19 protein-coding genes and 1 pseudogene are annotated in these 21720 nt (G+C 72.2%); 11 read left to right on the forward strand and 9 right to left on the reverse strand.

The window, feature by feature from the left end; all coding sequences use genetic code 11:
- The first annotated feature begins 117 nt into the window (after window positions 1-117).
- Together glnA and N2041_RS03420 are read left to right on the forward strand one after the other, a co-directional pair.
- Window positions 118-1563 carry a type I glutamate--ammonia ligase gene (gene glnA / locus N2041_RS03415; RefSeq protein WP_297675827.1) on the forward strand — a complete coding sequence of 482 codons (1446 nt, stop codon included), beginning with the start codon at window positions 118-120 and terminating at the stop codon, window positions 1561-1563.
- Between the two features lie 114 nt (window positions 1564-1677).
- Window positions 1678-2313, forward strand: coding sequence for a DJ-1/PfpI family protein (locus N2041_RS03420; protein ID WP_297675828.1), 636 nt, complete (start codon window positions 1678-1680; stop codon window positions 2311-2313).
- Here the strand turns inward: N2041_RS03420 and N2041_RS03425 are convergent.
- The 4 genes from N2041_RS03425 to N2041_RS03440 all read right to left on the reverse strand — a co-directional run bounded on the left by N2041_RS03425 (window position 2268) and on the right by N2041_RS03440 (window position 6669).
- The gene (locus N2041_RS03425; RefSeq protein ID WP_297675830.1) at window positions 2268-3773 is read right to left on the reverse strand and encodes a carboxylesterase/lipase family protein; all 1506 of its coding nucleotides are present in this window, start codon (window positions 3771-3773) and stop codon (window positions 2268-2270) included. The genes N2041_RS03420 and N2041_RS03425 overlap by 46 nt on opposite strands.
- 174 nt (window positions 3774-3947) lie before the next feature.
- Entirely contained in the window at window positions 3948-4247 is a 300-nt protein-coding gene (locus N2041_RS03430) for a hypothetical protein (protein WP_297675832.1), read from the reverse strand.
- Window positions 4248-4355: 108 nt separating this feature from the next.
- Window positions 4356-5342, reverse strand: coding sequence for an NAD(P)H-quinone oxidoreductase (locus N2041_RS03435; protein ID WP_297675834.1), 987 nt, complete (start codon window positions 5340-5342; stop codon window positions 4356-4358).
- A gap of 52 nt (window positions 5343-5394) precedes the next feature.
- Window positions 5395-6669 (reverse strand): FAD-dependent oxidoreductase, encoded by a 1275-nt coding sequence (locus N2041_RS03440; protein ID WP_297675836.1) that lies wholly within the window; start codon window positions 6667-6669, stop codon window positions 5395-5397.
- 85 nt (window positions 6670-6754) lie between these two features.
- On the opposite strand from N2041_RS03440, the gene N2041_RS03445 reads away from it, so the two are divergent.
- From N2041_RS03445 to N2041_RS03455, 3 genes and pseudogenes are all read left to right on the forward strand, one after another.
- Window positions 6755-7249, forward strand: a complete 495-nt coding sequence (locus tag N2041_RS03445) for a hypothetical protein (protein ID WP_297675838.1) — start codon at window positions 6755-6757, stop codon at window positions 7247-7249.
- Window positions 7250-7261: 12 nt separating this feature from the next.
- A pseudogene (locus tag N2041_RS03450) lies at window positions 7262-7678 on the forward strand (cyclase family protein); the annotation flags it as partial.
- 31 nt (window positions 7679-7709) lie between these two features.
- Entirely contained in the window at window positions 7710-8837 is a 1128-nt protein-coding gene (locus N2041_RS03455) for a hypothetical protein (protein WP_297675840.1), read from the forward strand.
- A 7-nt stretch (window positions 8838-8844) separates the two neighbouring features.
- Here the strand turns inward: N2041_RS03455 and N2041_RS03460 are convergent, their stop codons facing one another.
- Both N2041_RS03460 and N2041_RS03465 read right to left on the reverse strand, forming a co-directional pair.
- Entirely contained in the window at window positions 8845-9858 is a 1014-nt protein-coding gene (locus N2041_RS03460) for a cytochrome d ubiquinol oxidase subunit II (RefSeq protein WP_297675842.1), read from the reverse strand.
- Window positions 9848-11203 (reverse strand): cytochrome ubiquinol oxidase subunit I, encoded by a 1356-nt coding sequence (locus tag N2041_RS03465; RefSeq protein ID WP_297675844.1) that lies wholly within the window; start codon window positions 11201-11203, stop codon window positions 9848-9850. The genes N2041_RS03460 and N2041_RS03465 overlap by 11 nt, the downstream gene beginning before the upstream one ends.
- Window positions 11204-11349: 146 nt before the next feature.
- Between N2041_RS03465 and N2041_RS03470 the strand changes: the two genes are divergently transcribed.
- The 3 genes from N2041_RS03470 (at window position 11350) to N2041_RS03480 (ending at window position 14180) form a co-directional block, all read left to right on the forward strand.
- Window positions 11350-12585, forward strand: a complete 1236-nt coding sequence (locus N2041_RS03470) for a PQQ-dependent sugar dehydrogenase (protein WP_297675846.1) — start codon at window positions 11350-11352, stop codon at window positions 12583-12585.
- 75 nt (window positions 12586-12660) lie between these two features.
- Window positions 12661-13704, forward strand: coding sequence for an LLM class F420-dependent oxidoreductase (locus N2041_RS03475; protein WP_297675848.1), 1044 nt, complete (start codon window positions 12661-12663; stop codon window positions 13702-13704).
- A 23-nt stretch (window positions 13705-13727) separates the two neighbouring features.
- Window positions 13728-14180, forward strand: coding sequence for a hypothetical protein (locus N2041_RS03480; RefSeq protein WP_297675850.1), 453 nt, complete (start codon window positions 13728-13730; stop codon window positions 14178-14180).
- Here N2041_RS03480 and N2041_RS03485 read toward each other — a convergent pair.
- Window positions 14147-14710 carry a zinc ribbon domain-containing protein gene (locus N2041_RS03485; RefSeq protein ID WP_297675851.1) on the reverse strand — a complete coding sequence of 188 codons (564 nt, stop codon included), beginning with the start codon at window positions 14708-14710 and terminating at the stop codon, window positions 14147-14149. The two genes, N2041_RS03480 and N2041_RS03485, sit on opposite strands and share 34 nt — an antisense overlap.
- Window positions 14711-14793: 83 nt before the next feature.
- On the opposite strand from N2041_RS03485, the gene N2041_RS03490 reads away from it, so the two are divergent.
- Window positions 14794-15648: an alpha/beta hydrolase gene (locus N2041_RS03490; protein ID WP_297675853.1), complete on the forward strand. Its 855-nt coding sequence runs from the start codon at window positions 14794-14796 to the stop codon at window positions 15646-15648.
- Window positions 15649-15663: 15 nt separating this feature from the next.
- Here N2041_RS03490 and N2041_RS03495 read toward each other — a convergent pair whose 3' ends face one another.
- Window positions 15664-16644, reverse strand: a complete 981-nt coding sequence (locus N2041_RS03495; protein WP_297675855.1) for a M23 family metallopeptidase — start codon at window positions 16642-16644, stop codon at window positions 15664-15666.
- Between the two features lie 228 nt (window positions 16645-16872).
- On the opposite strand from N2041_RS03495, the gene N2041_RS03500 reads away from it, so the two are divergent.
- Entirely contained in the window at window positions 16873-18876 is a 2004-nt protein-coding gene (locus tag N2041_RS03500; RefSeq protein ID WP_297675857.1) for a hypothetical protein, read from the forward strand.
- An 81-nt stretch (window positions 18877-18957) separates the two neighbouring features.
- On the opposite strand, the gene N2041_RS03505 is transcribed toward N2041_RS03500, so the two are convergent.
- Window positions 18958-20232, reverse strand: a complete 1275-nt coding sequence (locus N2041_RS03505) for an AarF/ABC1/UbiB kinase family protein (protein ID WP_297675858.1) — start codon at window positions 20230-20232, stop codon at window positions 18958-18960.
- Window positions 20233-20332: 100 nt separating this feature from the next.
- Between N2041_RS03505 and N2041_RS03510 the strand changes: the two genes are divergently transcribed.
- Entirely contained in the window at window positions 20333-21715 is a 1383-nt protein-coding gene (locus N2041_RS03510) for a PQQ-binding-like beta-propeller repeat protein (protein ID WP_297675860.1), read from the forward strand.
- Window positions 21716-21720 lie beyond the last annotated feature (5 nt).

Raw genomic sequence — 21720 nt, forward strand, 5'->3', positions numbered from 1 at the left:
CCGGCTGCGCCCCGCGAAACACGAACTTCATCGTTTCGGCCTGCCCCGGCCCGTGGCCGTAGCTGCCCGCCGGGCGACAATCGGGAGACCCGCCCACTACACCGCCAGAGGAGTTCGATGACCCCAGAGGAAATCAAGGCCTACTGCGAGCAGAACGGCGTCCGCTTCGTCGACGTCAAGTTCGTCGACCTGTTCGGCCAGTGGCAGCACATCACCCGCCCCATCCGCGAACTGAACGACTGGACCGACTACGACCGCTCCCCCTGGCGGAACGGCTACGGCTTCGACGGCTCCTCCGTCCGCGGCTTCCAGAAGATCGAGGAGTCCGACATGCTCCTCATCCCCGACCCGGAAACCGCCTTCATCGACCCCTTCATCCAGGTCCCGACCCTCTCCGTCATCGCCAACGTCGAAGACCCCGTCTCCCGCCAGCCCTACTCCCGCGATGCCCGCTACATCGCGAAGAAGGCCGAGCAGTACCTCCGCGAGACCGGCGTCGGCGATACCGTCTACATCGGCCCCGAGCTCGAGTTCTTCATCTTCGATGAAGTCCGCTTCGACAACCGGATGCACACCGCCTCCTACATCGTCGACTCCGACGAAGGCATCTGGAACAGCAGCGCCGAGGCCACCCTCCGCGGCGACCTCAACCAGGGCTACCGCCCCCGCGTGAAGGGCGGCTACTTCCCCGTCGCCCCCCACGACTCCCAGACCGACATCCGCAACGAGATGGTCGAAGTCATGGAGGAGTGCGGCATCCAGGTCGAACTCCACCACCACGAAGTCGCCACCGCCGGCCAGGCCGAAATCGACATGCGGTTCGATACCCTCACCCGCATGGGCGACAAGGCCCTCCTCTACAAGTACATCGTGAAGAACGTCGCCAAGCGGAACGGCAAGGTCGCCACCTTCATGCCCAAGCCGCTCTACGGCGATAACGGCTCCGGTATGCACACCCACCTCTCCATCTGGAAGAACGGGGTGAACCTCTTCGCGGGCGAGGAGTACGCCGGCATCTCCAAGATGTGCAAGCACTACATCGCCGGCCTCATCCGCCACGGCCGCGCCCTCATGGCCATCGCGGCGCCCACCACCAACAGCTACAAGCGCCTCGTCCCCGGCTACGAAGCGCCCGTCAACCTCGTCTACTCCGCCCGCAACCGCTCGGCGGCCTGCCGCATCCCGCTCGTCAGCCCCGACCCGCGCCAGAAGCGCGTCGAGTTCCGCCCGCCGGACCCCGCCGGCAACCCTTACCTCACCTTCGCCGCCATCCTCATGGCCGGCCTCGACGGCATCATCAACGAATGGGATCCCGGCGAGCCCCTCGATAAGGTCAACCTCTTCGACCTCAGCCCCGACCAGCTCGCCAGCATCCCCACCGTCGCCCAGTCGCTCGACGGCTCGCTCCGCGCCCTCGAAGAAGACCACGAGTTCCTCCTCAAGGGCGGCGTCTTCACCGAAGACGTCCTCGAGACCTGGATCGCCTACAAGTACGAAAACGAGGTCGACCCCATCCGCATGCGCCCCCACCCCTACGAGTTCGAACTCTACTTCGACGCGTAGGCCCCGGCGCTCCGTTCGCCACCCGGCGGCGGCTCCCCCGACAGGGGAGCCGCCGTTCCGTTTCCCCGCCGGGCCTGCTACCGTAGCCCGCTACCCGCGCCGGAGGCCCGCCCCATGCCCCGCACCATCGCCTTCCTCCTCTTCGACGGCGCCGAAGAGCTCGATCTCGCCGGCCCCTGGGAGATCTTCACCATGGTCGAAGAGCTCCAGCCCGGCGCCGTCCGCTGCTACACCGCCAGCGAAACCGGCGGCCCCGTCACCTGCGCCAAGGGCCTCCGCGTCCTGCCGGATTGCGCCTTCGCCGATGCCCCGCCGGCCGGCGTCGTCATCATCCCCGGCGGCATCGGCACCCGCCGCGAGCGCCGCAACCCCGCCTTCCTCGCCGCCCTCGAACGGCTCCGTGCCGGCGCCGAGGTCACCGCCTCCGTCTGCACCGGCGCCCTCATCCTCGACGCGGCCGGGCTCCTCGATGGCCGCCGCGCGATCACCCACCGCATCGGCATCCCCATCCTCCGCCAGAACCCGCGCATCACCGTCGTCGAAGGCGCCCGCTACCTCGACGAAGGCGACATCGTCACCGCCGCCGGCGTCGCCGCCGGCATCGATATGGCGCTCCACCTGGTCCGCCGCTTCTGGGGCGCGGAGATGGCCGACCGCGTCCGCGAGGCCGCCGAATACTACCCCGAACCGTACGGCCCGCCCGCTCAGCCCCCGAGCAGCGATTCCGCGGCCCGCCGCTCCTCCGCGTAGGGGTCGCGTTCCAGCCCGCTCTCCCGGTCGAACACCATCGTCGGCCGGCGCTCCGCGTCGTACGCCTCCCACCGCCCGATTCCCTCGTGCGACGGGTCGCCGCTCCGCGCGAACGCAATCCACGCGTCCATCATGTTCGCCGAAAGCCGCTCCACGTCTGGCCCCGTCCCCGCGAAGCGGTCCTGGCCCGGCGCGTCCAGCGTCCCGAAGACGAACGGCATCTCCAGCGCGTGGCAGGCGCCCAGCGCGCCCCGCCGCGCCGGCGACGCGTAGGTGAAGAAGTACACGTACGTCCGCGGCTCGTGCTGCCGCTGCGCCAGCGCCAGCCGCAGCGCGTTCTGCCGGAAGATGCCCTCCGACCAGAGCGTATCGAGCACGTCGAGGTTCTCCGCCGGCAGCCCGCGCGACCGCCGGGCCTCGCGCACCGCCGCAATCGCCGCCCGCAGCCGCTCTCCCGAAGCCCCCGGGAAGAGCGCGCCCGCCGCCCGCTCGAGCGCCGCGTCGTCCATCGGCTCCCGCTGCTGCATCGCGAAGAACAGCTTCGCCTCGTCCCGGTTCGTCCCGATCATCACCGGGATGCCGGCCGCCGCGCCGGCCGCCACCGCCTCCAGCGGCTGCTGCGGCAGCGTCTCCCCGTCCGCCATCGGCGCGAAGAGCATCGTGCCGAAGCCGCGCGTCGCCGCCACCTTCGCCTGCGCCTCCAGCAGCCGGTCCGCGTCCAGCGTGAGCAGCCCCTCCGCCGAGGGCAGCCCGGCCGCTTCCGTCACCCGGTCCACCACCTGCCCCGCCTCCTCCGGGCGCGCTGCCCGGCCCGTCCCGCTCTGCAGGATCGCCTTGTGGAAGAGGCCGCGCGCCGCCGGCATCGCCAGCAGCGTGCCGACCGACGCCGCGCCCGCCGATTCGCCGAAAATCGTCACGTTCCGCGGGTCGCCGCCGAACGCCGCGATGTGGTCGTGCACCCAGCGCAGCGCCGCGATCGCGTCGAGCTGGCCGCAGTTGTTCGCCAGCCCCCGCCCCGGCAGCCGGGTCGCCGGGTGCAGGTAGCCGAACGCTCCCAGCCGGTAGTTGATCGTCACCACCACCACGTCGCCCCGCCGCGCCAGCGGCCCGCCGTCGTACAGCGCCTCCGAGCCGCTCCCGTGCGTGAAGCCGCCCCCGTGGATCCAGAACAGCACCGGCCGCCGCCGGCTGTCGCACGCGGGGGTGAAGATGTTCAGCGAAAGGCAATCCTCGCTCTGCGGCCCGCTCGCCGCGAACCCCGGGATCGGGTGGCCAGTCTGCCGTGCCGCCGGCCCCGGCTTCGAAGCCGGCCGTGTCCCCGGCCACGCCACCGGCGGCAGCGGCGCCTTCCAGCGCAGCGGCCCCACCGGCGCAGCCGCATACGGCACCCCGAGGAAGGCCGCATGGCCCGCCCGCGACACGCCTTCCAGCCGCCCGAAACTCGTCTCGACGATCGGCATCCCCGTTGCTCCCTGCCCGGCGTTGGCCGGCATTCTACCCGCGCTGCGCCCGCGTCAAGTTGCGTCGTCAAGAATTCGACGAACTTGTGTGAAAACTTTACCTTCGTGAAAAACCGCGCAAAGCCCAAAAAACGGGGGCGGCCTGCGCCGCCCCCGCCTCGCTGCCGCCGGCGTTTACGCCCGGGTGCCCTTCCAGGTCCCCGAGCCGAACGCCCCGAACTGCACCGTCCCGCCGATGGTGTCCCCATCGACCGCGCCGGTGAACGTCAGCTCCATCGGGCCCATCGCCCCGCTGAAGCTCGTCTTCCAGCTCACGTTGTTCCCGTCCACCGTGCCGCCGGTGAACTCCTGCGAGCCCCGCTCGCTGCCGAACGTCCCGCTCAGCGCGTTCCCGTCCGTCTTCAGCGTCAGCTGCGCCGGCCGGTCGCCCATCGGCGTCGAAAGGGTGATGTTCCAGGTGCCGTCAACGGCCATCGTCAGGTCTCCTCGTGCTATCTGAAGAATCCGAGCGGCATTCGAAAACGAAAGCCGCTGCGGTCACGCTGCACCGTAGCCGCTCCCGCGCGAACGCGTCAACCGCCTTCACCCCGAAACCAGCACGATCTTGCCGAAATTCGCATTCGTCGCCATGTACGCGTGCGCCTCTGCCGCGTCCCGCAGCGCGTACACCCGGTCGATCACCACCTTCACCCGCCCGCCCGCGATGTGCGGCAGCACGCTCTTCTCGAACGCCCGCGTCGCCAGCGCCTTCTCCTCCAGCGGCCGCGCCCGCAGCGTCGTCCCCCGCACCTGCAGCCGCTTCTGCAGCAGCACGCCGAGGTTCGCCTGCGCCGCCGTCCCGCCCATCAGCCCCACGATCACCATCCGCCCCTTCGGCGCCAGCGCCCGCAGATTCCGCTCCCAGTACTCCGCCCCGATGACGTCGAGGATGACATCGACGCCCTTCCCGTCCGTCGCCTGCAGCACTGCCTCGGCGAAATCCTGCTCCCGGTAGTTGATGCCGAGGTCGAGGCCCAGCTCGGCTGCCCGCACCAGCTTCTCCGCGCTCCCCGCCGTCCCCGCAACGAACGAGGCGCCCATCACCTTCGCGATCTGCACCGCCGCGACGCCGACGCCGCTCCCGGCCGCGTGGATGAGCACCCGCTCGCCCGCCGCGAGCCCGCACTGCAGCAGCGCATCGTGCGCCGTGATGTACACCTCCGGCGTCGCGCCGGCCTCCTCCCACGAGAGCGCCTCCGGCACCTTCACCGCCAGCCGGTGGTGCGTGGCCACCAGCTCGGCGTAGCCGCCGCCCGCCAGCAGCCCCATCACGCGGTCGCCCACGGCGAACCCTTCGACCCGCTCGCCCGCGGCCACCACCTCGCCCGCGTACTCCAGCCCCGGGATTTCGAACGCCGGCTTCGGCCCCGGCTGCGGGTAGCCGCCCATCCGCTGCAGCAGGTCGGCCCGGTTCAGCGCCGTCGCCCGCACCCGGATGAGCAGGTCCTCCGGCCCGGCGACGGGGTCCGGCACCTCGCGGTATTCGAGCACCTCCGGCCCCCCGGGCCGGGTGATGACGACAGCTTTCATGGCGAACGCCCCCGCGCGGAACTTCGCCGCCGATCCTACGCCACCCGCCCCGCTACGGCCCCGGCAGCCACGCCCCCGCCGCCCGCAGCCGGGCTTGCAGGCTCGCCACCTCCACATCCGCCAGCCCGCAGCCGCGCTCCAGCGCGAGCGCCGCGCCCGTCCCCGCCGCCTCGCCCGTCGCGAAGCACGCCGGGATCTCCTTCGTCGCATGGTGCACCCGATGGTCGACCGAGATGCACCGCCCCGCGGCCGCGAGGTTCGCCGTCCCCCGCGCGGCCAGCGACCGCCACGGGATTTCGTACACCGCGCCGTACTTCGTCCAGTGCCCCGTCACCGCCACGGCGTCCTCGAAATGCCGGTCCATCTCCTCGCGCGAAAGCTGGTGCCGGCCGACCAGCCGGCGCGATTCGGTGATGCCCAGCGTCGCCGCGAAGCCGGCCAGCCACGCCCGTTCGAAGCCGGCTGCCTTCCCCCGCAGCCGGTCGAGCTCGGCCCGCGCCAGCCGCCGGCATTCCACCTCGGCGTACGTCAGGTCGTCCGGGTTCACCGGGTCGATCGCCCGCCCGATCCGCTCAGCCGCGCCCCACGGGTGGAGGTAGCCGCCCGGGTGCACCGTCCGGTAGTACCCCGGCCGCTGCGGCGAGGCCTCCGCGGCCGATTCGTCCACGTTCGCCGTCCGGAACCAGAGCCACGGGTGCACGAGCTCCCGCTCCACCGGCTCGCCCGCCAGCACCGCGATGTCGGCGTCGCCCGTCGCATCGATCACCGCGCCGCACGCGACCGCCTCCCGGCCCGCCTTCGATTCGAAGATGACGTGCGTCACCCGGTCGCCGTCCTTCCGCACGCCGACCGCCCACCGGTGGAACCGCAGGTCGACCCCCGCCTCGAGCACCAGCCGGTCGGCCTCCACCTTGAACTCCTCCGGGTCGTACGCCACCGAATACCGCACCACGTGCGGCCCGCTCCCCCACACCAGCCCGAGCCGGCGGTACTTCTCCACCAGCGCCGGGTCCGGCGAGCCCCACTCCTCCCGGGGCGGATAGAGGCAGGCCCCCCGCGCGGCCAGCCGGTCCACCAGCTCCTGGCAGAGCCCGGCCACCACCTGCCGCCCCCGGCCGTCGTCCAGCGTCAGCAGCAGGATGATCAGCCCGTTCGTCGCCAGCCCGCCGAGCGAGCCGTACCGCTCCACCAGCATCGCCCGCGCGCCCTGCCGCGCCGCCGCCACGGCCGCGGCGATGCCCGCCGCGCCCCCGCCCACCACCAGCACGTCCGTCTCTGCGATGACGGGCACCCGGCGCTCCGGCTCCACGATGAACGTCCCGGCCATGGCCCGCATTCTGCCCCGCGCGCGTGCGCCTGTCGCGCCCCCGCCGCGCTACACTCCCCGCCGAAGCCGCGCCGGAGGTGTTCCCATGCCCGACCATCCGCTGCCCGCGCCCGAAGAGGTCGCCGGCTACTTCGACCGCTGCTCGAACTGGGGCCGCTGGGGGCCGGACGACTCCGCCGGCACCATCAACCTCATCACCCCCGAGAAGCGCCGCCGGGCCGCCGGGCTCGTGCGCAGCGGCCGCGCCGTCTCCATCGCCCACCCCCTCAACACCGTCGGCGGCCCCGGCAACTGGAACCCCGCCCAGCACTGGCTCCGCGTCGGCCCCACCGCCTCCGTCGATTACGTCGGGCTCCTCTTCCACGGCTACGCCACCACCCACGTGGATGCGCTCTGCCACATCTTCTGGCAGGGCCAGATGTACAACGGCCGCCCGGCCAGCGAGGTCACCTCCCTCGGCGCCCGCGCCGGCGCCGTCGACGCCTGGAAGGACGGCATCGTCACCCGCGGCGTCCTCATCGACATCCCCCGCTTCCGCGGCACCGGGTTCGTCACGCTCGATGCGCCCGTCCGCGGCTAGGAGCTCGAGGCCGCCGCCGAGGCCCAGGGCAGCCCGCTCGAGCCCGGCGACGCCGTCCTCGTCTACAGCGGCCGCTCCGCCTTCTACGCCGCGAACCCGGGCAGCACCCCCGGCGTCCCGCCGACGCCCGGCCTCCATGCCGATACCGTGCCCGTCCTGAAGCGGCACGATGCCGCCCTCCTCGGCTGGGACATGATGGACGCCCGCCCGAGCGGCTACGAACTGTTCGATAACGCGGCGACGGCCGGCGGGCCGGTGCACGTCCTCGCCATCGTCTTCGCCGGCATGCCGCTGATCGACAACGCCAACCTGGACCCCCTCGCGCAGGCCTGCCGCGAAGAAGGCCGCTGGGAGTTTCTCCTCACCATCGCCCCGCTCCACATCCGCGGCGGCACCGGCTCCCCCGTGAACCCCATCGCGGTGTTCTGACCTCGCCCCGCCGGTCCGCTACCATCGAACCATGCGCAGCCGCACCCTCGCCGCCGGCGCGGCCGCCGCGGCCGGGCTGGCGCTCGCCCCCGGCCTCGGCCTCGCCCGCCTCCTCCACCACCAGGCGTTCGACCCCGCCAGCGACCGCCTCCCCGGCCCGTTCACCGTCACCCTCACGGCCCTCGCCCCCGGCCGCGCGACCCTCCGCCCTGCCCCCGGCGCCCCGCCCGATGCCCACCTCGCGCCCGGCCGCTACCTCCTCGAAGCCGCCCGCGGCCGGGCCGCGCTCGGCCCCGTCGTGGCATCCAACGGCGTCGCCGCCATCCGCGAGCTCAGGCCCCTCGAAGGCAGCCTGCGCCCCGGCGACTTCGCCCGGCTCGATGCCTTCGCCTTCCCCGGAGACCCGCAGGCCGCCCACGGCATCCCCTTCGAAGACGTGACCGTCCACGCCCCGCTCGGCGAATTCCCCGCATGGTACGTCCCCGGCCAGCGCGATACCTGGGCCGTCATGGTCCACGGCAAAGGCGCGAACCGCCGCGAGACCCTCCGCCTCCTCCCGCTCCTCGCCGAAGCCGGCTTCCCCGCCCTCGCCATCACCTACCGCAACGACGAGGGCTGCCCGCCGGCCCCCGCCGGCCGCTACACCTACGGCCGCGACGAATGGGAGGAGCTCGATGCCGCCGCCCGCTTCGCCCTCGGCCTCGGCGCGCGCCGGCTCCTCCTCGTCGGCTACTCCATGGGCGGCGCCATCTGCCTCAGCTTCATGGAGCGCTCCGACCTCGCCCCGCGGGCTGCCGGCTTCATCCTCGAAGCCCCCATGCTCGACCTTCGCACCACCGTCGCCCACGGCGCCCGCCAGCGCCGCATCCCCCTTGCCTACCTCGCCGTTTCGAACCGCATCGCCGCCCGCCGCTACGGCTTCGACTGGGACGATTTCGACTACCGCCGCACGGCCATCGACCTCCAGCGCCCCGTCCTCCTCTTCCACGGCGCCGCCGACCCGACCGTGCCCGTCGAACTGAGCGACAGCCTCGCCGCCGCCCGGCCCGATATCGTCCGCTACGTCCGCGTCCCCGGCGCCGGCCATGTCCGCGCGTGGAACGTCGACCCGGAAGGCTACGCCGACGCCGTCCGCGCCTTCCTCGCCGCGCTCGAATGACCACGCCTCAGTGCGCGATCTCTTCGCCCCGCAGCGTATCCCGCGAGAACGTCCAGTAGAGCAGCCAGAGCGACGGCACGAGGATGAGCGCCCCGATCGGCAGCGCCACGAGGAACGATACGACGGTGATCCGCTCCGCCGCGGCGGCCTCGTAGGTCAGCGCGTTCGCCAGCAGGTACGGCTCCTGCGCGAGCCCCCATGCGCCCACCACTCCCGCCACCGTCGCCGCGGCCAGCGGCGGCGCCAGCCGGTAGCGCCGCGTCCAGAGCGCCCACAGCCCGGCGAGCCCCAGCAGCGCCGTCACCCCCATCGCGCCCACCACCCGCGCATCGTTCAGGTGCGAAGCGAACGCGTCCGCGTCCCACGCCGCCACCGGGATCGCCGCTGTCGTCGCCGCGCCCAGCGCCAGCGACGCCGCGATCGCCCGCTTCCGGAAGTCCTCCCGCAGCTCGCCCTCCGTCCGCGCCACCATGTACGCCGCCGCGAGGAACGCGCAGATCAGCAGCCCGATCAGCCCGCACACCAGCGCGAACGGCCGCAGCCAGCCCGCGAACGCCCCGGAGAGCACCCGCGTCCCCTCCACCTCGATGTGCCCCGTCGTCACGGCCCCGATGACCAGCCCGAACGTGAACGGCGTCAGCACGCTCGCCCACGAAAACCACTGCAGCGACTGCCGCGCCAGCCGGCTCTCACGGTCCCCGTAGTGCCGGAAGGCGAAGGCTGCCCCCCGCGCCACGATGCCCAGCAGCGCGATGAACAGCGGCACGTAGAGCGCCTCGAAAATCACCGCATACGCCGCCGGGAAGACCACGAACAGCGTCACCACCAGCAGGATCAGCCACACGTGGTTCGTTTCCCACACCGGCCCGATCGCCTTCTCCAGCGCCAACCGCTGCTCCTCCTTCCGCGGCCCCGAGGCCAGCAGCGACCAGATGCCGCCGCCGAAATCGGCGCCCCCGAACATCGCGTACATCATCACCGCAACGAGCGCGATGCCCGCCGCTGCCAGCTCAGGCGACACCCTCGGCCTCCTTCCCCGCTGCGCCGGGCAGCCGCGCCGGCTGCCGCGGCCCGTGCGGCCACTTCAGCAGCGCCACGATCAGCGCAATCGAGATCACGATGTACAGCAGCGTGAACAGGATGAAGAACACCAGGATGCCGTCCCGCTCCGTCACCCCCTCCGAGGTGCGCAGGTAGCCGTACACCACCCACGGCTGCCGCCCGAACTCGGTCACGAACCAGCCCGCCTGCAGCGCCGCGAACGAGAGGAACCCGCTCGCCACGAGCGCAAGGCTCAACGCCCGGCCCGGCAGCCAGCTCCCCGCCTCCTGCCGGCGCCGCCACCATGCACCCCAGTACCACGCCGCGATGAACAGCAGCGCGAAGCCCGCGCCCACCATCACCTGGAAGGAGAGGTGCACCAGCAGCTCGTTCGGCCGGTCCTCCGGCGGCACGTCGTTCAGCCCCAGCACCTCCGCGTTCAGGTCGCCGTACCCCAGCCAGCTCAGCATCTTCGGGATCTCGATGGCGTACTTCGTCTCGCCGTCCATCGGGAGGCCGCCGATGCGGAGCGGCGCGCCCCGCTGCGTCTCGTACTGGCCCTCCATCGCCGCGAACTTCACCGGCTGCAGCTCCGCCACCCGCTTCGCCGCGAAATCCCCCGCGATGATCTGCAGCGGAATCGAAACAGCCGCCACCGCCATCGCCAGCTGCAGCCCCAGCTTCGCATTCACCGCCGGCTTCTTCCGCCAGAGCAGCCACGCGTACACCGCCGCCACCGAAAACCCCGTCACCACGTACGACGCCAGCGTCCCGTGGATCGCCTCGTGCAGCCACGCCGCGTTGAACATCGCATCCCACGGGTCGACGTCGACGACCTGCCCGTCCACCACGCGGAACCCCTCCGGCGTGTTCATCCACGCGTTCGCCGAGATGACGAACACCGCCGAAATCGCCGAGCTGATCGCGATCGGAATCGTGACCAGCCAGTGCGCGAAGGCCGACATCCGGTTCCAGCCGTAGATGTAAATCGCGAGGAAGATCGCCTCCGTGAAAAACGCGAACCCCTCCAGCGAGAACGGCATCCCGATGATGCCCCCCGCATACTCCATGAACCGCGGCCACAGCAGCCCCAGCTCGAACGACAGCACCGTCCCAGAGACGGCCCCGACGGCGAACAGCAGCCCCACCACCGGCGTCCACGCCCGGGCCAGCTGACGGTACCGCTCATCCTTCTTCCAGAGCGCCATCCCCTCCGCCACGAACAAGAGGAGCGGCAGGCCGATGCCGAGCGGCGTGAAAAACGTATGGAAGACCAGTGAGAGGCCCATGAGGGCCCGCGCCGAAAGCAGCGTGTCGAACTCCACGCGCGTCCCCTCCGCGCCAAACCGGGCGCCGGCCACAGTATGGCGAATCCGCATGCCCCGTGCGCGAAATCCCCTCGATGCCCGCATTGGTCCCGTCGATGGCCCCTTTCTCCCCGCCTAACCATCCCGTGTGCCACCATGCCCCGGTGCGAGCCCTCTCCATCGGCATCCTCCCCTTCGTGATCTGGGTCGTCGGCGTCGCCTGCGATGGCACCGGCGATTCCCCCGCCCCCTCCCCCACGCCGCCGCCCGCCGCCACGCCCACCTCGCCCCCGGCGCCCGGGAGCGAGCTCCCCGCCCTCCCGTCCATCGCCTTCGAGCGCGTCGCCGGCGGCTTCGAGCGCCCCACCTTCGTCACTGGCGCCGGCGACGGCAGCGGCCGTCTCTTCGTCGTCGAAAAGCGCGGCACCATCCGCATCGTCCGCAACGGGCAGGCCGCCGCCCAGCCGTTCCTCGATATCCGCTCCCGCGTCACCTCGAGCGGCAACGAGCAGGGCCTCCTCGGCCTCGCCTTCCACCCCGACTACGCCGCCAACGGCCGCTTCTTCGTCTACTACACCGCCGCCAACGGCGGCGCGAACACCCTCGCCGAGTTCCGTGTCGCGCCCGGCGACCCCGACCGCGCCGACCCCGCCACCGGCCGCGTCCTCTTCGCCATCGATGACCAGTACAGCAACCACAACGGCGGCATGCTCGCCTTCGGCCCCGATGGCTACCTCTACATCGCCCTCGGCGACGGCGGCGGCGCCGGCGACCCCCTCCGCGCCGGGCAGGACCTCGGCAACCCCCTCGGCTCCATCCTCCGCATCGACGTCGATGCCCCGCCCGCAGCCGGCCGCGCCTACGCCATCCCCGCCGATAACCCCTTCGCCGCCCGCGAAGGCGCCCGCCCCGAAATCTGGGCCTACGGCCTCCGCAACCCGTGGCGCTTCAGCTTCGACCGCGCAACCGGCGACCTCTGGATCGCCGACGTCGGCCAGAACGCCCGCGAAGAGGTGAACTTCCAGCCCGCCGGCGCCCCCGGCGGCCAGAACTACGGCTGGAGCATCATGGAAGGCACCATCTGCTACCGGCCCGCCCAGGGCTGCGACCGCACCGGCCTCACCCTCCCCGTTTTCGACTACACCCACGACGACGGCTGCTCTGTCACCGGCGGCTACGTCTACCGCGGCCAGGCCTTCTCCGCCCTCCGCGGCGCCTACCTCGTGGCCGACTACTGCACCGGCAGCGCCTGGGCCCTCCGCTGGCAGGGCAGCCAGCTCCAGGTCACCCGCCTGGCCGATTTCCCCACCGGCATCTCCTCCTTCGGCGAAGACGACGCCGGCGAGCTCTACATCGTCCGCGACCAGGCCGGCTCCCTCGAGCGCATCACCGCCCGCTGAGCCGCACGCCGCTCCTGCACAGGCGCGCCCCGGGACGCTACGCTATCCCCCGACCCCTGCACCTGGAGCACGACCATGAAGCTCGGCCTCTACCTCGGCTACTCCGGCGCCCGCATGGAGCTGCCCGTCGAATCTGTCCTCGAAGCTGAACGCCTCGGCTGGGATTCCGTCTGGACCGCGGAAGCCTATGGCTCCGACGCCGTCACCCCGCTCGCCTACCTCGCCGCCCTCACGAAGCGCATCAAGCTCGGCACCGCCATCATGCAAATCCCGGCCCGCACCCCGGCCATGACCGCGATGACGAGCATGACGCTCGACGCCCTCTCCGGCGGCCGCATGCTCGTCGGCCTCGGCCTCTCCGGCCCCCAGGTCGTCGAAGGCTGGCACGGCCAGCCCTACGGCAACCCCGCGGCGCGCCTCCGCGAGTACGTCGCCATCCTCCGCAAAATCTGGGCCCGCGATGAGCCCGTCGAATTCCACGGCAAGGAGTACAACCTCCCCTACACCGGCCCCGGCGCCACCGGCCTCGGCAAGCCCCTGAAGAGCATCCTCCACGGGCGCAACATGCCCATCTACCTCGCCACCCTCGGCCCCAACAACATCCGCCTCACCGCCGAGATCGCCGACGGCTGGATCCCCGCCTTCTTCACCCCCTACCGCATGGACGTCTTCAAGCCCGACCTCGAAGCCGGCTTCGCCCGCGCCGGCAACGGCAAGTCGTGGAAGGACTTCGACATCGTCGCCACCTGCAGCGTCATCATCACCGAGGACGTGAAGGCCGGCCTCGCCGCCACCAAGCCCGGCATCGCCCTCTACGTCGGCGGCATGGGCGCCCGCCAGAAGAACTTCTACAACGAACTCATGCACCGCTACGGCTACGGCGAGGCCGCGGCCCGCATCCAGGAGCTCTACCTCGCCGGCCGCAAAGCCGAGGCCGAGGCTGCGGTCCCCGATGAGCTCGCCGACGAGATGGCCCTCGTCGGCCCCGTCGAGCGCATCCGCGAGCGCTACAAAGCCTGGGAAGACGCCGGCGTCGGCACCCTCCTCATCGGCAACCGCGACCCGCGCGTCCTCCAGCTCATGGCCGAGCTCACCGGCGCCCTCTCCAGCGCCCGCTGAGGTTCCCACCGGAGGTTCGTCCCGTGGCCGAGGAGTTCGTCATCATCCTGCCGCCCCACCTCTCCGCCGAGGCCCGCCGCCGGCTCCACGCCGAGCGCGTCTTCGAGCGCGAAGTCCTCGGGCTGCTCGGCGAACTCCTCGGCTGCGAACCGCCGCCCGTCCACGCCTGCGCCGAAGAGCACCGCGCCGCCGACACCTGGGACTGGCACATCGTCCGCGCCTGGGAGGCCGGCAGCGTCACCCTCCGCGCCGTCGCCCGCCCCATCGGCGCCGCCGGGGCCGTCCACGGCGAAGAGATCGAATTCGACGTCCTCGGCCTCGAAGGCCCGCTCCGCATCGCCGCCATCGCCAGCCTCGACGTCCGCGTCGGCGGCTCCGTCCGCGTCACCATCGGCGGCTGCCCGCCGGACCGCCTCGAAGCCGCCCGGCGCGCCTTCGGCCGTCAGCTCGAAGCGCTCCTCGGCGCGCTCGCCTGACTGGCGCCGTCCCGCGCCGCCAGGTACGCCGCCCAGAGCTCGTCCCGCTTCCGCGCCCCCTTCCGGTAGCCGATCTGCGCCCCGATGAGCGTGCCGAACAGCTGCGCCAGCACGTAGCCGCCGAGCAGCAGCACCGCGAACGCCAGCGCCGGGTGCCCCAGCAGCCCCGGCCCCCAGATCACCATCCACAGGAACAGCGCGGAGGCGAGGATGAGCCCGAAGAACGCGCCCCCGTGCACCCACCGCGTCTCCGTCTTCTGCTTGACCAGGTAGAGCCGCAGCACCTCCTGCGGGATCTCCGTCACCGTCGGCCGCTCGGCCGTCGCCGTCCCGCAGAACGGACAGACCGTATCCTCCGCCCGCAGCCGCGCGTAGCAGTAGCCGCAGAACCGGCCCGTCGCCGGCACGCGCCGCGCCAGCCGCTCCTCCATCTTCTCCTGCAGCCGGTCGAGGTACGGGTACGGCGATTCGTACCCGGCGACCCCGCGCACCTCCGGCGCTGCGCCCGCGTTCGCATCTTCGGCAGCCACGCCGTTAGCGAACCACCCCGCGCCCTCGCCCGCAACCCGCCCGCTCACCACCGAAAGCCGCCCCCTCCGTATACTCACTCCTCGTGACCACCCAACCGGCCCTCCACGGCGAAGACGGCTACCTCACCATCCACGGCCTCCGGCACCACTACATCCGCTGGGGCAGCGTCGAAAACGAACCCCTCGTGCTCCTCCACGGCCTCATGAACAACGCCCGCTACTGGGAGCACATCGCCGAACGCTTCGTCGACCGCTGGTGCGTCTACGCGCCGGACCTCCGCGGCCACGGCGAAAGCGAGCACGCCCCCGGCGGCTACCTCGTCTGGGCCTTCGCCATGGACCTCCGCGGCTTCGCCGAAGAGATGGACCTCGAAGCCTTCGACCTCGTCGCCCACTCCATCGGCAGCCGCATCGCGATGTCGTACGCCCGCGACCACTCCCACCGGCTGAAGCACCTCGTCCTCGCCGATATGGGGCCCCAGATGGCCGACCAGGGCGCCCGCGGCATCCGCCGCTCCACCGGCGAAGCCCAGAAAGCTCCCGGCTTCGCCACCGAGGCCGAGGCCATCGAACACTTCGCGCAGCTCTACCCCGGCCGCGACCGCGACTTCCTCCTCCGCCAGGTCTACGCCTCGCTCCAGCTCGACGAGGCCACCGGCAACCTCGTCTTCCGCTTCGACCCCGCCATCCACCAGGCCACCGGCCGCGGCGCCATCGCCGAGATCCCCTACCTCTGGGAGAGCCTCGAGCACATCACCTGCCCGACCCTCGTCATCCGGGCCGAGAAGAGCAAGATCCTCTCCCGCGAAATCGCCGAGGAGATGGTTCGCCGGCTGCCCAACGGCCGCCTCGTCGAAATCCCCGACGCCGGCCACCAGGTGCCGCTCCACCAGCCGGAGGCCTTCGCCCGCGCCGTCCGCGAATTCCTCGAATCCTGAGCCCGGCCCGCCGCCTCAGAACCCGTTCGTCCCGTCCGTGAACCGGAGCGCATCGAGCAGGATGCCGTGCGCCGCCATCTCCCAGTGCAGGTGGGCGCCCGTCGAAAGCCCCGTATTCCCTACCGCCCCGATGAGCTGTCCCGCCTCCACGTGGTCGCCCTCTGCCACCGCGATCGAGCTCAGGTGTGCGTAGCCCGAGTACAGCCCGCCCCCGTGGTCGATGATCACCATGTTCCCGCGCACCTTCAGCTCCCGCGCCAGCACCACCGTGCCGGAGTTCGTCGCCACCACCGGCGTCCCTTCTTCCGCGCCGATGTCCGTGCCGCCGTGGTGGCCGCTCGGCGGCGCCCCGTTGATAGACCGCTGCTCGCCGAACCGGGCCGTCAGCGCCCCCTGCGTCGGGATGAGCCACGGCCCGTTCCAGAGCTTCACCGGCGTCACCTTCACGTAGATGCTCTTCAAGAGCGCCAGTTCGTCCGCCACGACCTGCGGGTCGAGCAGTGTCGCCGTCTGCTCGTCCGTGAACTCCAGGTAGTCGACCGTCCACGGGGTCGCCAGCACCGTCACCGTCGCTTCCAGCGTCCCCCGCGTCCCGTTCGGCATCCGCACGTCGACCGTCAGCCGGTGCGGCCCCGGCGGGTCCTCCGAATCCACGGGCACGAACGTGTACTGGCTCTGGCTCCCCTTCGTCAGCGGATACTTCCGCCCGAGGAACTCCACCTGCCCGCCGATGACGTCCCCCGTCACCGAAACGAGCACCGCGCCCGCCTGGTACACCTCGAGCGTCGAGACGATCAGCTCCGGCGGCACGAGCGGCGTCGGCGATACCCCCGGCGGCAGCGTCGGCGTCGGCGACGGCCCCGCCGGCGTCACCATCCGCGTCGTGATCTCCGCCGTCCCGTCGGCACCCGCCGAACACCCGGCGGCCGTCAGCAGCCCGAGCGCCGCCAGCGCGGCGAGCGCTCCCCGTCGCCAGTGCGCACCTCGGCCGGGCATCTTCCGCAGGTTCGCCCATCCCGGCCCGGCCCGCAACCCGCGGCCGCACCCCATCCTTTGCGGACGGCGCCGTCACGAACTGTCATCGCCCGGCGCCAGTCGCGCGCCCTGCCCTTCTCTCCGCCGCCGGACCTCCGAATTTTCCCTTGGGCGTTACCGGATTGCCCATCAAGCGCGCGCCCGCGCTGACCTCCGGTGCGCCACACCCGCTTCGGAGCCGCCCCTTCCATGTCGCCCCCGTCGCTCCTTCCAGCCCTCCCGCGCCGCCTCGCCGCCGCAGCGGTCCTTGCCCTCTTCGCCGTCCTCTCCGCCTGGCTCCTGTTCAGCCAGCCCGGCCGCGCCGAGGGCACGCCCACCGTGGCCGTCTCCGCCGCGCCGTCGTCCTCCTCCGTCGGCGTCGGCGACACCTTCCAGTGGGTCGTGACCATCGACATCCAGGGGCCGGACCCCATGGAAACGGGCGGCGCACTGCTCGTCCAGGCCGACCTCTACCTCCCGGATGCGCTCACCCACGACCCGCCCGACTTCTCCGGCTGGGACCGCTCCTGCGGCCTCAGCTCGCCGGCCGATTACGACTGCGAGGTCTGGGCCCTCCTCGACCCCGATGTGCCAGGTGCCGTCTACGAAATCCCCATCACGGCGCTGGTCCCGCGAAACCCCGATGTCTGCGGCTCCCACGAACTGTTCGTCAAATACGCCTGGATCTACTGGGAAGGCGAGACCGAGGAGCCTACCGCGGGCGGCGGCGGCACCGCCACCGCGACCGTGACCGTCCAGTGCAAGACCGTCGCGAACGAAGGCCGCGTCCTCGTCGGAAAGGTCATCCCCGGCTTCCCCGGCGATACCGCCACCTTCGCCGCCGTCCTCACACCTTGCTCCGAACAGGAAGGCCCCGCCGGGCCGGCCATCGGCGTGCCCTTCAGCCAGCCCGCGCCCGGGAGCGTCCGCCTCCCCGCCGGCTGCTGGGAGATCTCCGAACACATCACGCTGCCGGGCTACAGCCTCCTCGGCTGGGCCTGGGCGAAGCACGACCCGCAGGGCAACGTCTACTGCCCCACCCGCGAACAATCCGACGAGCAGCCGGTCCGCTTCACCCTCGAAGCCGACCAGGTCGTCGCCATCTGCTTCTTCAACAACCGGAAGGACACCACGCCCATCGACCCGCCAGACCGCGGCGCCATCACCGTCGCCAAGGTCGTCGTCGGCGACCCCTCGGACGACACCGAATTCACCGCCGAGGTCTGGGGTGCCGCCAGCGAGCCCGAGCTCCTCGGCTTCACCCAGCAGCGGCCCGGCCAGTCCTCCAGCCTCTCCGCCGGCAGCTACAAGGTCGTCGAACAGGCCCGGCCCGGCTACCGCATCCTCGGCTGGGCCTACGGCAAGCCGTCGCGTCTCGGCGACACCTGCCCCGGAGAGCCGGCCTTCGAGGGCAACACCGCCCCCGTGACGCTCGCAGCCGTCGACGTCACCGCCGAGGCCCAGCCCGGCACCGGCGAGCACGTCGCCGTCTGCTTCTACAACGAACGCCTCGATGACCGCGACGACCCCGTCGACATCGACCCCGAAGACCCGCTCGACCCGGAAGAACCCGAAATTCCCGACGTCATCGTCGTCGAGAAGACCGAGAGCGTGCTCGGCATCGAACGGCCCGGCGTCGGCTGGCAGTTCACCGTCAGCGGCTGCGGCATCGAGCCCCGCACCGCCGCCACCGGCGCCGGCGGCAGCGTGAAGTTCGCCGTGCCCCACGTGCCCGGCTGCAGCTACACCGTGACCGAAACGCTCCAGTCCGGCTGGGTCGCCGTCACGCCGTCCCAGCCCGCCAGCCCCCGCAAGGCCGGCGACGTCGTGACGCTCACGTTCGTCAACATCCGGGAGTGGAACCCGCCCTGCATGGTCGGCTGCTACGAACTCCCCATCGAACCGCCGCCGGCTCCGCCAGCCAGCCCGCAGCCGCCCGCGCAGCAGGCCAACCCGCCCGCGGCTCCGCCGGCGCCGTCCCCGGCCCCGCAGACGCCCGCCCCGGCACCGGCCGAGCCCGCACCGCCCGGCGCCTCCTCCGCCACCGGCGCGCCGCCGGCTCCCGCCGCCTCGCTCGGCGTGCCGCTGCCGCCGAACACCGGCACCGGCACCGGCCGCGAAAGCGCGTTCGCCGGCCTCCTCGGCGCCGCCGCGATCGTCGTCCTCAGCCTCTCCGCGGGGCTGACCCTCATCGCCGTCGCCCGCCGCCGCTGACGGCAGGCGGCCCGTCCCTGTCCCGCGCCCGGCGGCCCCGCGCCGCCGGGCGTCCGTTCGCCCCGCGGATGGGGAGGACCGTCAGCGGCTCAGCGCCTGCTCCGCGTACGGTCGCAGCATCTGCATCGGCGAGAGCGGCGCGCCGAGGCTCGCGCACACGCCCCGCAGCAGCCCGATCACCCGCCCCAGCAGCACGAGGTCGCCCGGGATCTGCTCCACCGGGTTCGCCCGCATCGCCCGGTTCCGCTCCCGCAGCTCCCGCGGCCCCGCATCGATCGGCCGCGGTTCGAACAGGATCGCCAGTGTCGCGAGGATCGCCTCCGGGTCTTCGTTCCGCACCCGCACGCCCAGCTCCCGGAACGCCGCGATGATCGTCTCCCCGTCCCGGTTCGCCGTCCCCAGCACTAGCCGCGCGAACCCGCGCCGCGCCGCCTCCGGCAGCTCCTTCGTCAGGCCGAAATCGAGCAGCGCCACCCGCCCGCCCGGCAGCACGAGGATATTCCCCGGGTGCGGGTCCGCCTGGAACAGCCCGTCCACCATGATCTGGTGGCCGTATGCGCTCGTGATCGCCTGCGCCAGCGCCGCCCGGTCCGGCGCGTGCGCATCCCGCCGCGCCGCATCGAGCAGCCGCGCCCCGTCCACGTACTCCGTCACCAGGACCTTCGGCCGCACGTAGCCGTCGACCACCGCCGGCACGACCACGCCCGGCAGGTGGGCCAGGTTCTGCCGCACCCGCCGCGTCATCTCCGCCTCCCGCTCGAAGTCCAGCTCGAGCGGCACCTGGCTCGCGATTTCGTTCACCACCGTCCGGAAGTCGAAGTTCCGCTCCAGCCGCGCCACGATGCCGACCAGCGTCCGCATGTTCCGCACGTCCAGCCGCACCAGCCCCGCCACTTCCGGGTACTGCACCTTCACCACCACCTCCCGCCCGTCCGGCAGCTGCGCCCGGTGCACCTGCGCCAGCGATGCCGAGGCGAGCGGCTCCTCATCGAACCTCGCGAACAGGTCCTCGAGCGCCGCCCCGAACTGATCCTCGATCGTCGCCCGCACCACGCCGAACGGGTGCGGCGGCACCGCATCCTGCAGCCGCGAGAGCGACCGCGTGTACGCCTCCGGCAGCAGGTCCGTCCGCGTCCCGATGAACTGCCCCGACTTGATGTAGAGGCCGCGCAGGTCCGTCGCCAGCCGGTAGAGCGTCTCCGCGAACTCCTCGTGCCGCGCCTCCCACGCCGCGGCCGCCGCGTCGGGCGGCAGCTTCCGGGCGCGGCGCTGGGTCCGCTTGTAGCCGAAGTAGATGCGGGCGGCGGTGCGGCCCACGCGGGCCGAGCGGCGAAGTCGTCGGACAGTTTCGAACATGGTTCGGGAAGTATATCGGGTCGCCGATGCCCCCTTCGACACCCGTGGCCGGGCTTGGCATCCCGCCGGTTCGCCGCTACCCTTCAGCAAAACTCGAACCATGTTCGAATTTCAGGCTCCCGCGATGCCGCTGACTCCCGCGCTCCGTCCAGTGGCTGCCGCCGCGCTGCTCGCCGTGGTCGCTGCCGGCTGCTCTGCCTCGCCGTCGGCCACGCCGTCCCCGTCTGCCGCTCCCGGCGACACCGCCGTGCCTGCTCCGGTTCTGCGCCCCCCGTACGCGCCAGGCTGGTCCGCCGTTCACGCCGACGCGCGCAACAGCGATTACGCTGCCGCGCCCGTCGCCGCCGACCTCGCCCTCGCCTGGAGCACCCGCCTCGAGGCCGGCCAGCAGCTCGGCCCGCTCCCGTGGTCCATCAACCTCGGCCCGACCCTCGGCCCGGGCGGCGGCCTCTACGTCACCTCCACCGCGCCGGGCTGCCATCTCCGCGCCCTCGATGCCGCCACCGGCGAACTCCGCTGGTGCGCTCCCTTCATCGATGCCCTCGCCGTCGTTTCATCTCCCACTGTCGACCTCGACGGCGCTCTCTATCTCGCCGATGGTGCAGGCCTCCACGCCATCTCGCCGGACGGCAGCGAGCGCTGGCGGGTGCCCCTCGAGGGTGTTCCCCTCTCCCTCCAGTTCACCCCGGATGGCCGCCTCGTGTTCGTCACCAACATCGGCGTCGTCTACCTCGTGGACCGCCTCAGCGGGTCCGTCCTCGGCGAGCCGCTCCGCCTCGCCCCCGGCCTCAGCTGGCGCCCTGCGGATGGCCTCTGGGCCTGCGCCCGCGGCGTCGAGGGCTGCCCCAGCGCCAACACCCTCGCCGTCGATCCCGCGTCCGGCACCATCTACTTCACCTTCTGGGCCCCCGGCGCGCCCGCTGCCGGCCTCCGCGCCATGCGCTACCGCCCCGGGCAGTCGCCAGCGTTCGAACCGCTCTGGGAGAACGACAGTCTGCCCGGCGGCACCGCCTCCAGCCCGGCGCTTTCCTTCGACGGCCGCCGCCTCTACGTCACCGACAACCAGGGTTCCCTCCACGCCATCGACGCCGCGACCGGCCGGGCAGCCTGGAGCCTGCCCATCGGCTACCCCGCCGACGGCAGCGCGAGCGTCTCACCCGAGGGCCTCATCATCCCCGCCGGCGGCCGGGGCGGCTGGGTCCTCGCCGTTCGCGACGAAGGCGACCGCGGCGTGCTCGCCTGGGAGCGCCGCGACCTCCCGAACCGCGGCGTCGTCATGCAGGCCGCGGGCGGCCGCGCCTATGCCGCGATTGCAGCCGGCGATTACCGTCTCGAGCTCGTCGTGCTCGATGCCCGGGACGGCGCCGAACTCGACCGCGAAGTCTTGCCCGGCCAGGGCGTCTTCAGCGTCGGCACCACCGCCGCCCTCGATGGCACGGTGTTCGTGGCGACCATCACCGGCTGGCTCGCCGCCCTGCGCTGACCGCC

This window comes from Tepidiforma sp. (genome assembly GCF_026419595.1).
Lineage (GTDB): Bacteria > Chloroflexota > Dehalococcoidia > Tepidiformales > Tepidiformaceae > Tepidiforma.

What these genes read in the sequence shown, in the direction of transcription:
- glnA (WP_297675827.1), top strand. Translation starts at nt 118, where the DNA reads ATGACCCCAGAGGAAATCAAGGCCTACTGCGAGCAGAACGGCGTCCGC.
- N2041_RS03420 (WP_297675828.1), top strand. Translation starts at nt 1,678, where the DNA reads ATGCCCCGCACCATCGCCTTCCTCCTCTTCGACGGCGCCGAAGAGCTC.
- N2041_RS03425 (WP_297675830.1), bottom strand. Translation starts at nt 3,773, where the DNA reads ATGCCGATCGTCGAGACGAGTTTCGGGCGGCTGGAAGGCGTGTCGCGG.
- N2041_RS03430 (WP_297675832.1), bottom strand. Translation starts at nt 4,247, where the DNA reads ATGGCCGTTGACGGCACCTGGAACATCACCCTTTCGACGCCGATGGGC.
- N2041_RS03435 (WP_297675834.1), bottom strand. Translation starts at nt 5,342, where the DNA reads ATGAAAGCTGTCGTCATCACCCGGCCCGGGGGGCCGGAGGTGCTCGAA.
- N2041_RS03440 (WP_297675836.1), bottom strand. Translation starts at nt 6,669, where the DNA reads ATGGCCGGGACGTTCATCGTGGAGCCGGAGCGCCGGGTGCCCGTCATC.
- N2041_RS03445 (WP_297675838.1), top strand. Translation starts at nt 6,755, where the DNA reads ATGCCCGACCATCCGCTGCCCGCGCCCGAAGAGGTCGCCGGCTACTTC.
- N2041_RS03455 (WP_297675840.1), top strand. Translation starts at nt 7,710, where the DNA reads ATGCGCAGCCGCACCCTCGCCGCCGGCGCGGCCGCCGCGGCCGGGCTG.
- N2041_RS03475 (WP_297675848.1), top strand. Translation starts at nt 12,661, where the DNA reads ATGAAGCTCGGCCTCTACCTCGGCTACTCCGGCGCCCGCATGGAGCTG.
- N2041_RS03495 (WP_297675855.1), bottom strand. Translation starts at nt 16,644, where the DNA reads ATGCCCGGCCGAGGTGCGCACTGGCGACGGGGAGCGCTCGCCGCGCTG.
- N2041_RS03500 (WP_297675857.1), top strand. Translation starts at nt 16,873, where the DNA reads ATGTCGCCCCCGTCGCTCCTTCCAGCCCTCCCGCGCCGCCTCGCCGCC.
- N2041_RS03505 (WP_297675858.1), bottom strand. Translation starts at nt 20,232, where the DNA reads ATGTTCGAAACTGTCCGACGACTTCGCCGCTCGGCCCGCGTGGGCCGC.
- N2041_RS03510 (WP_297675860.1), top strand. Translation starts at nt 20,333, where the DNA reads ATGTTCGAATTTCAGGCTCCCGCGATGCCGCTGACTCCCGCGCTCCGT.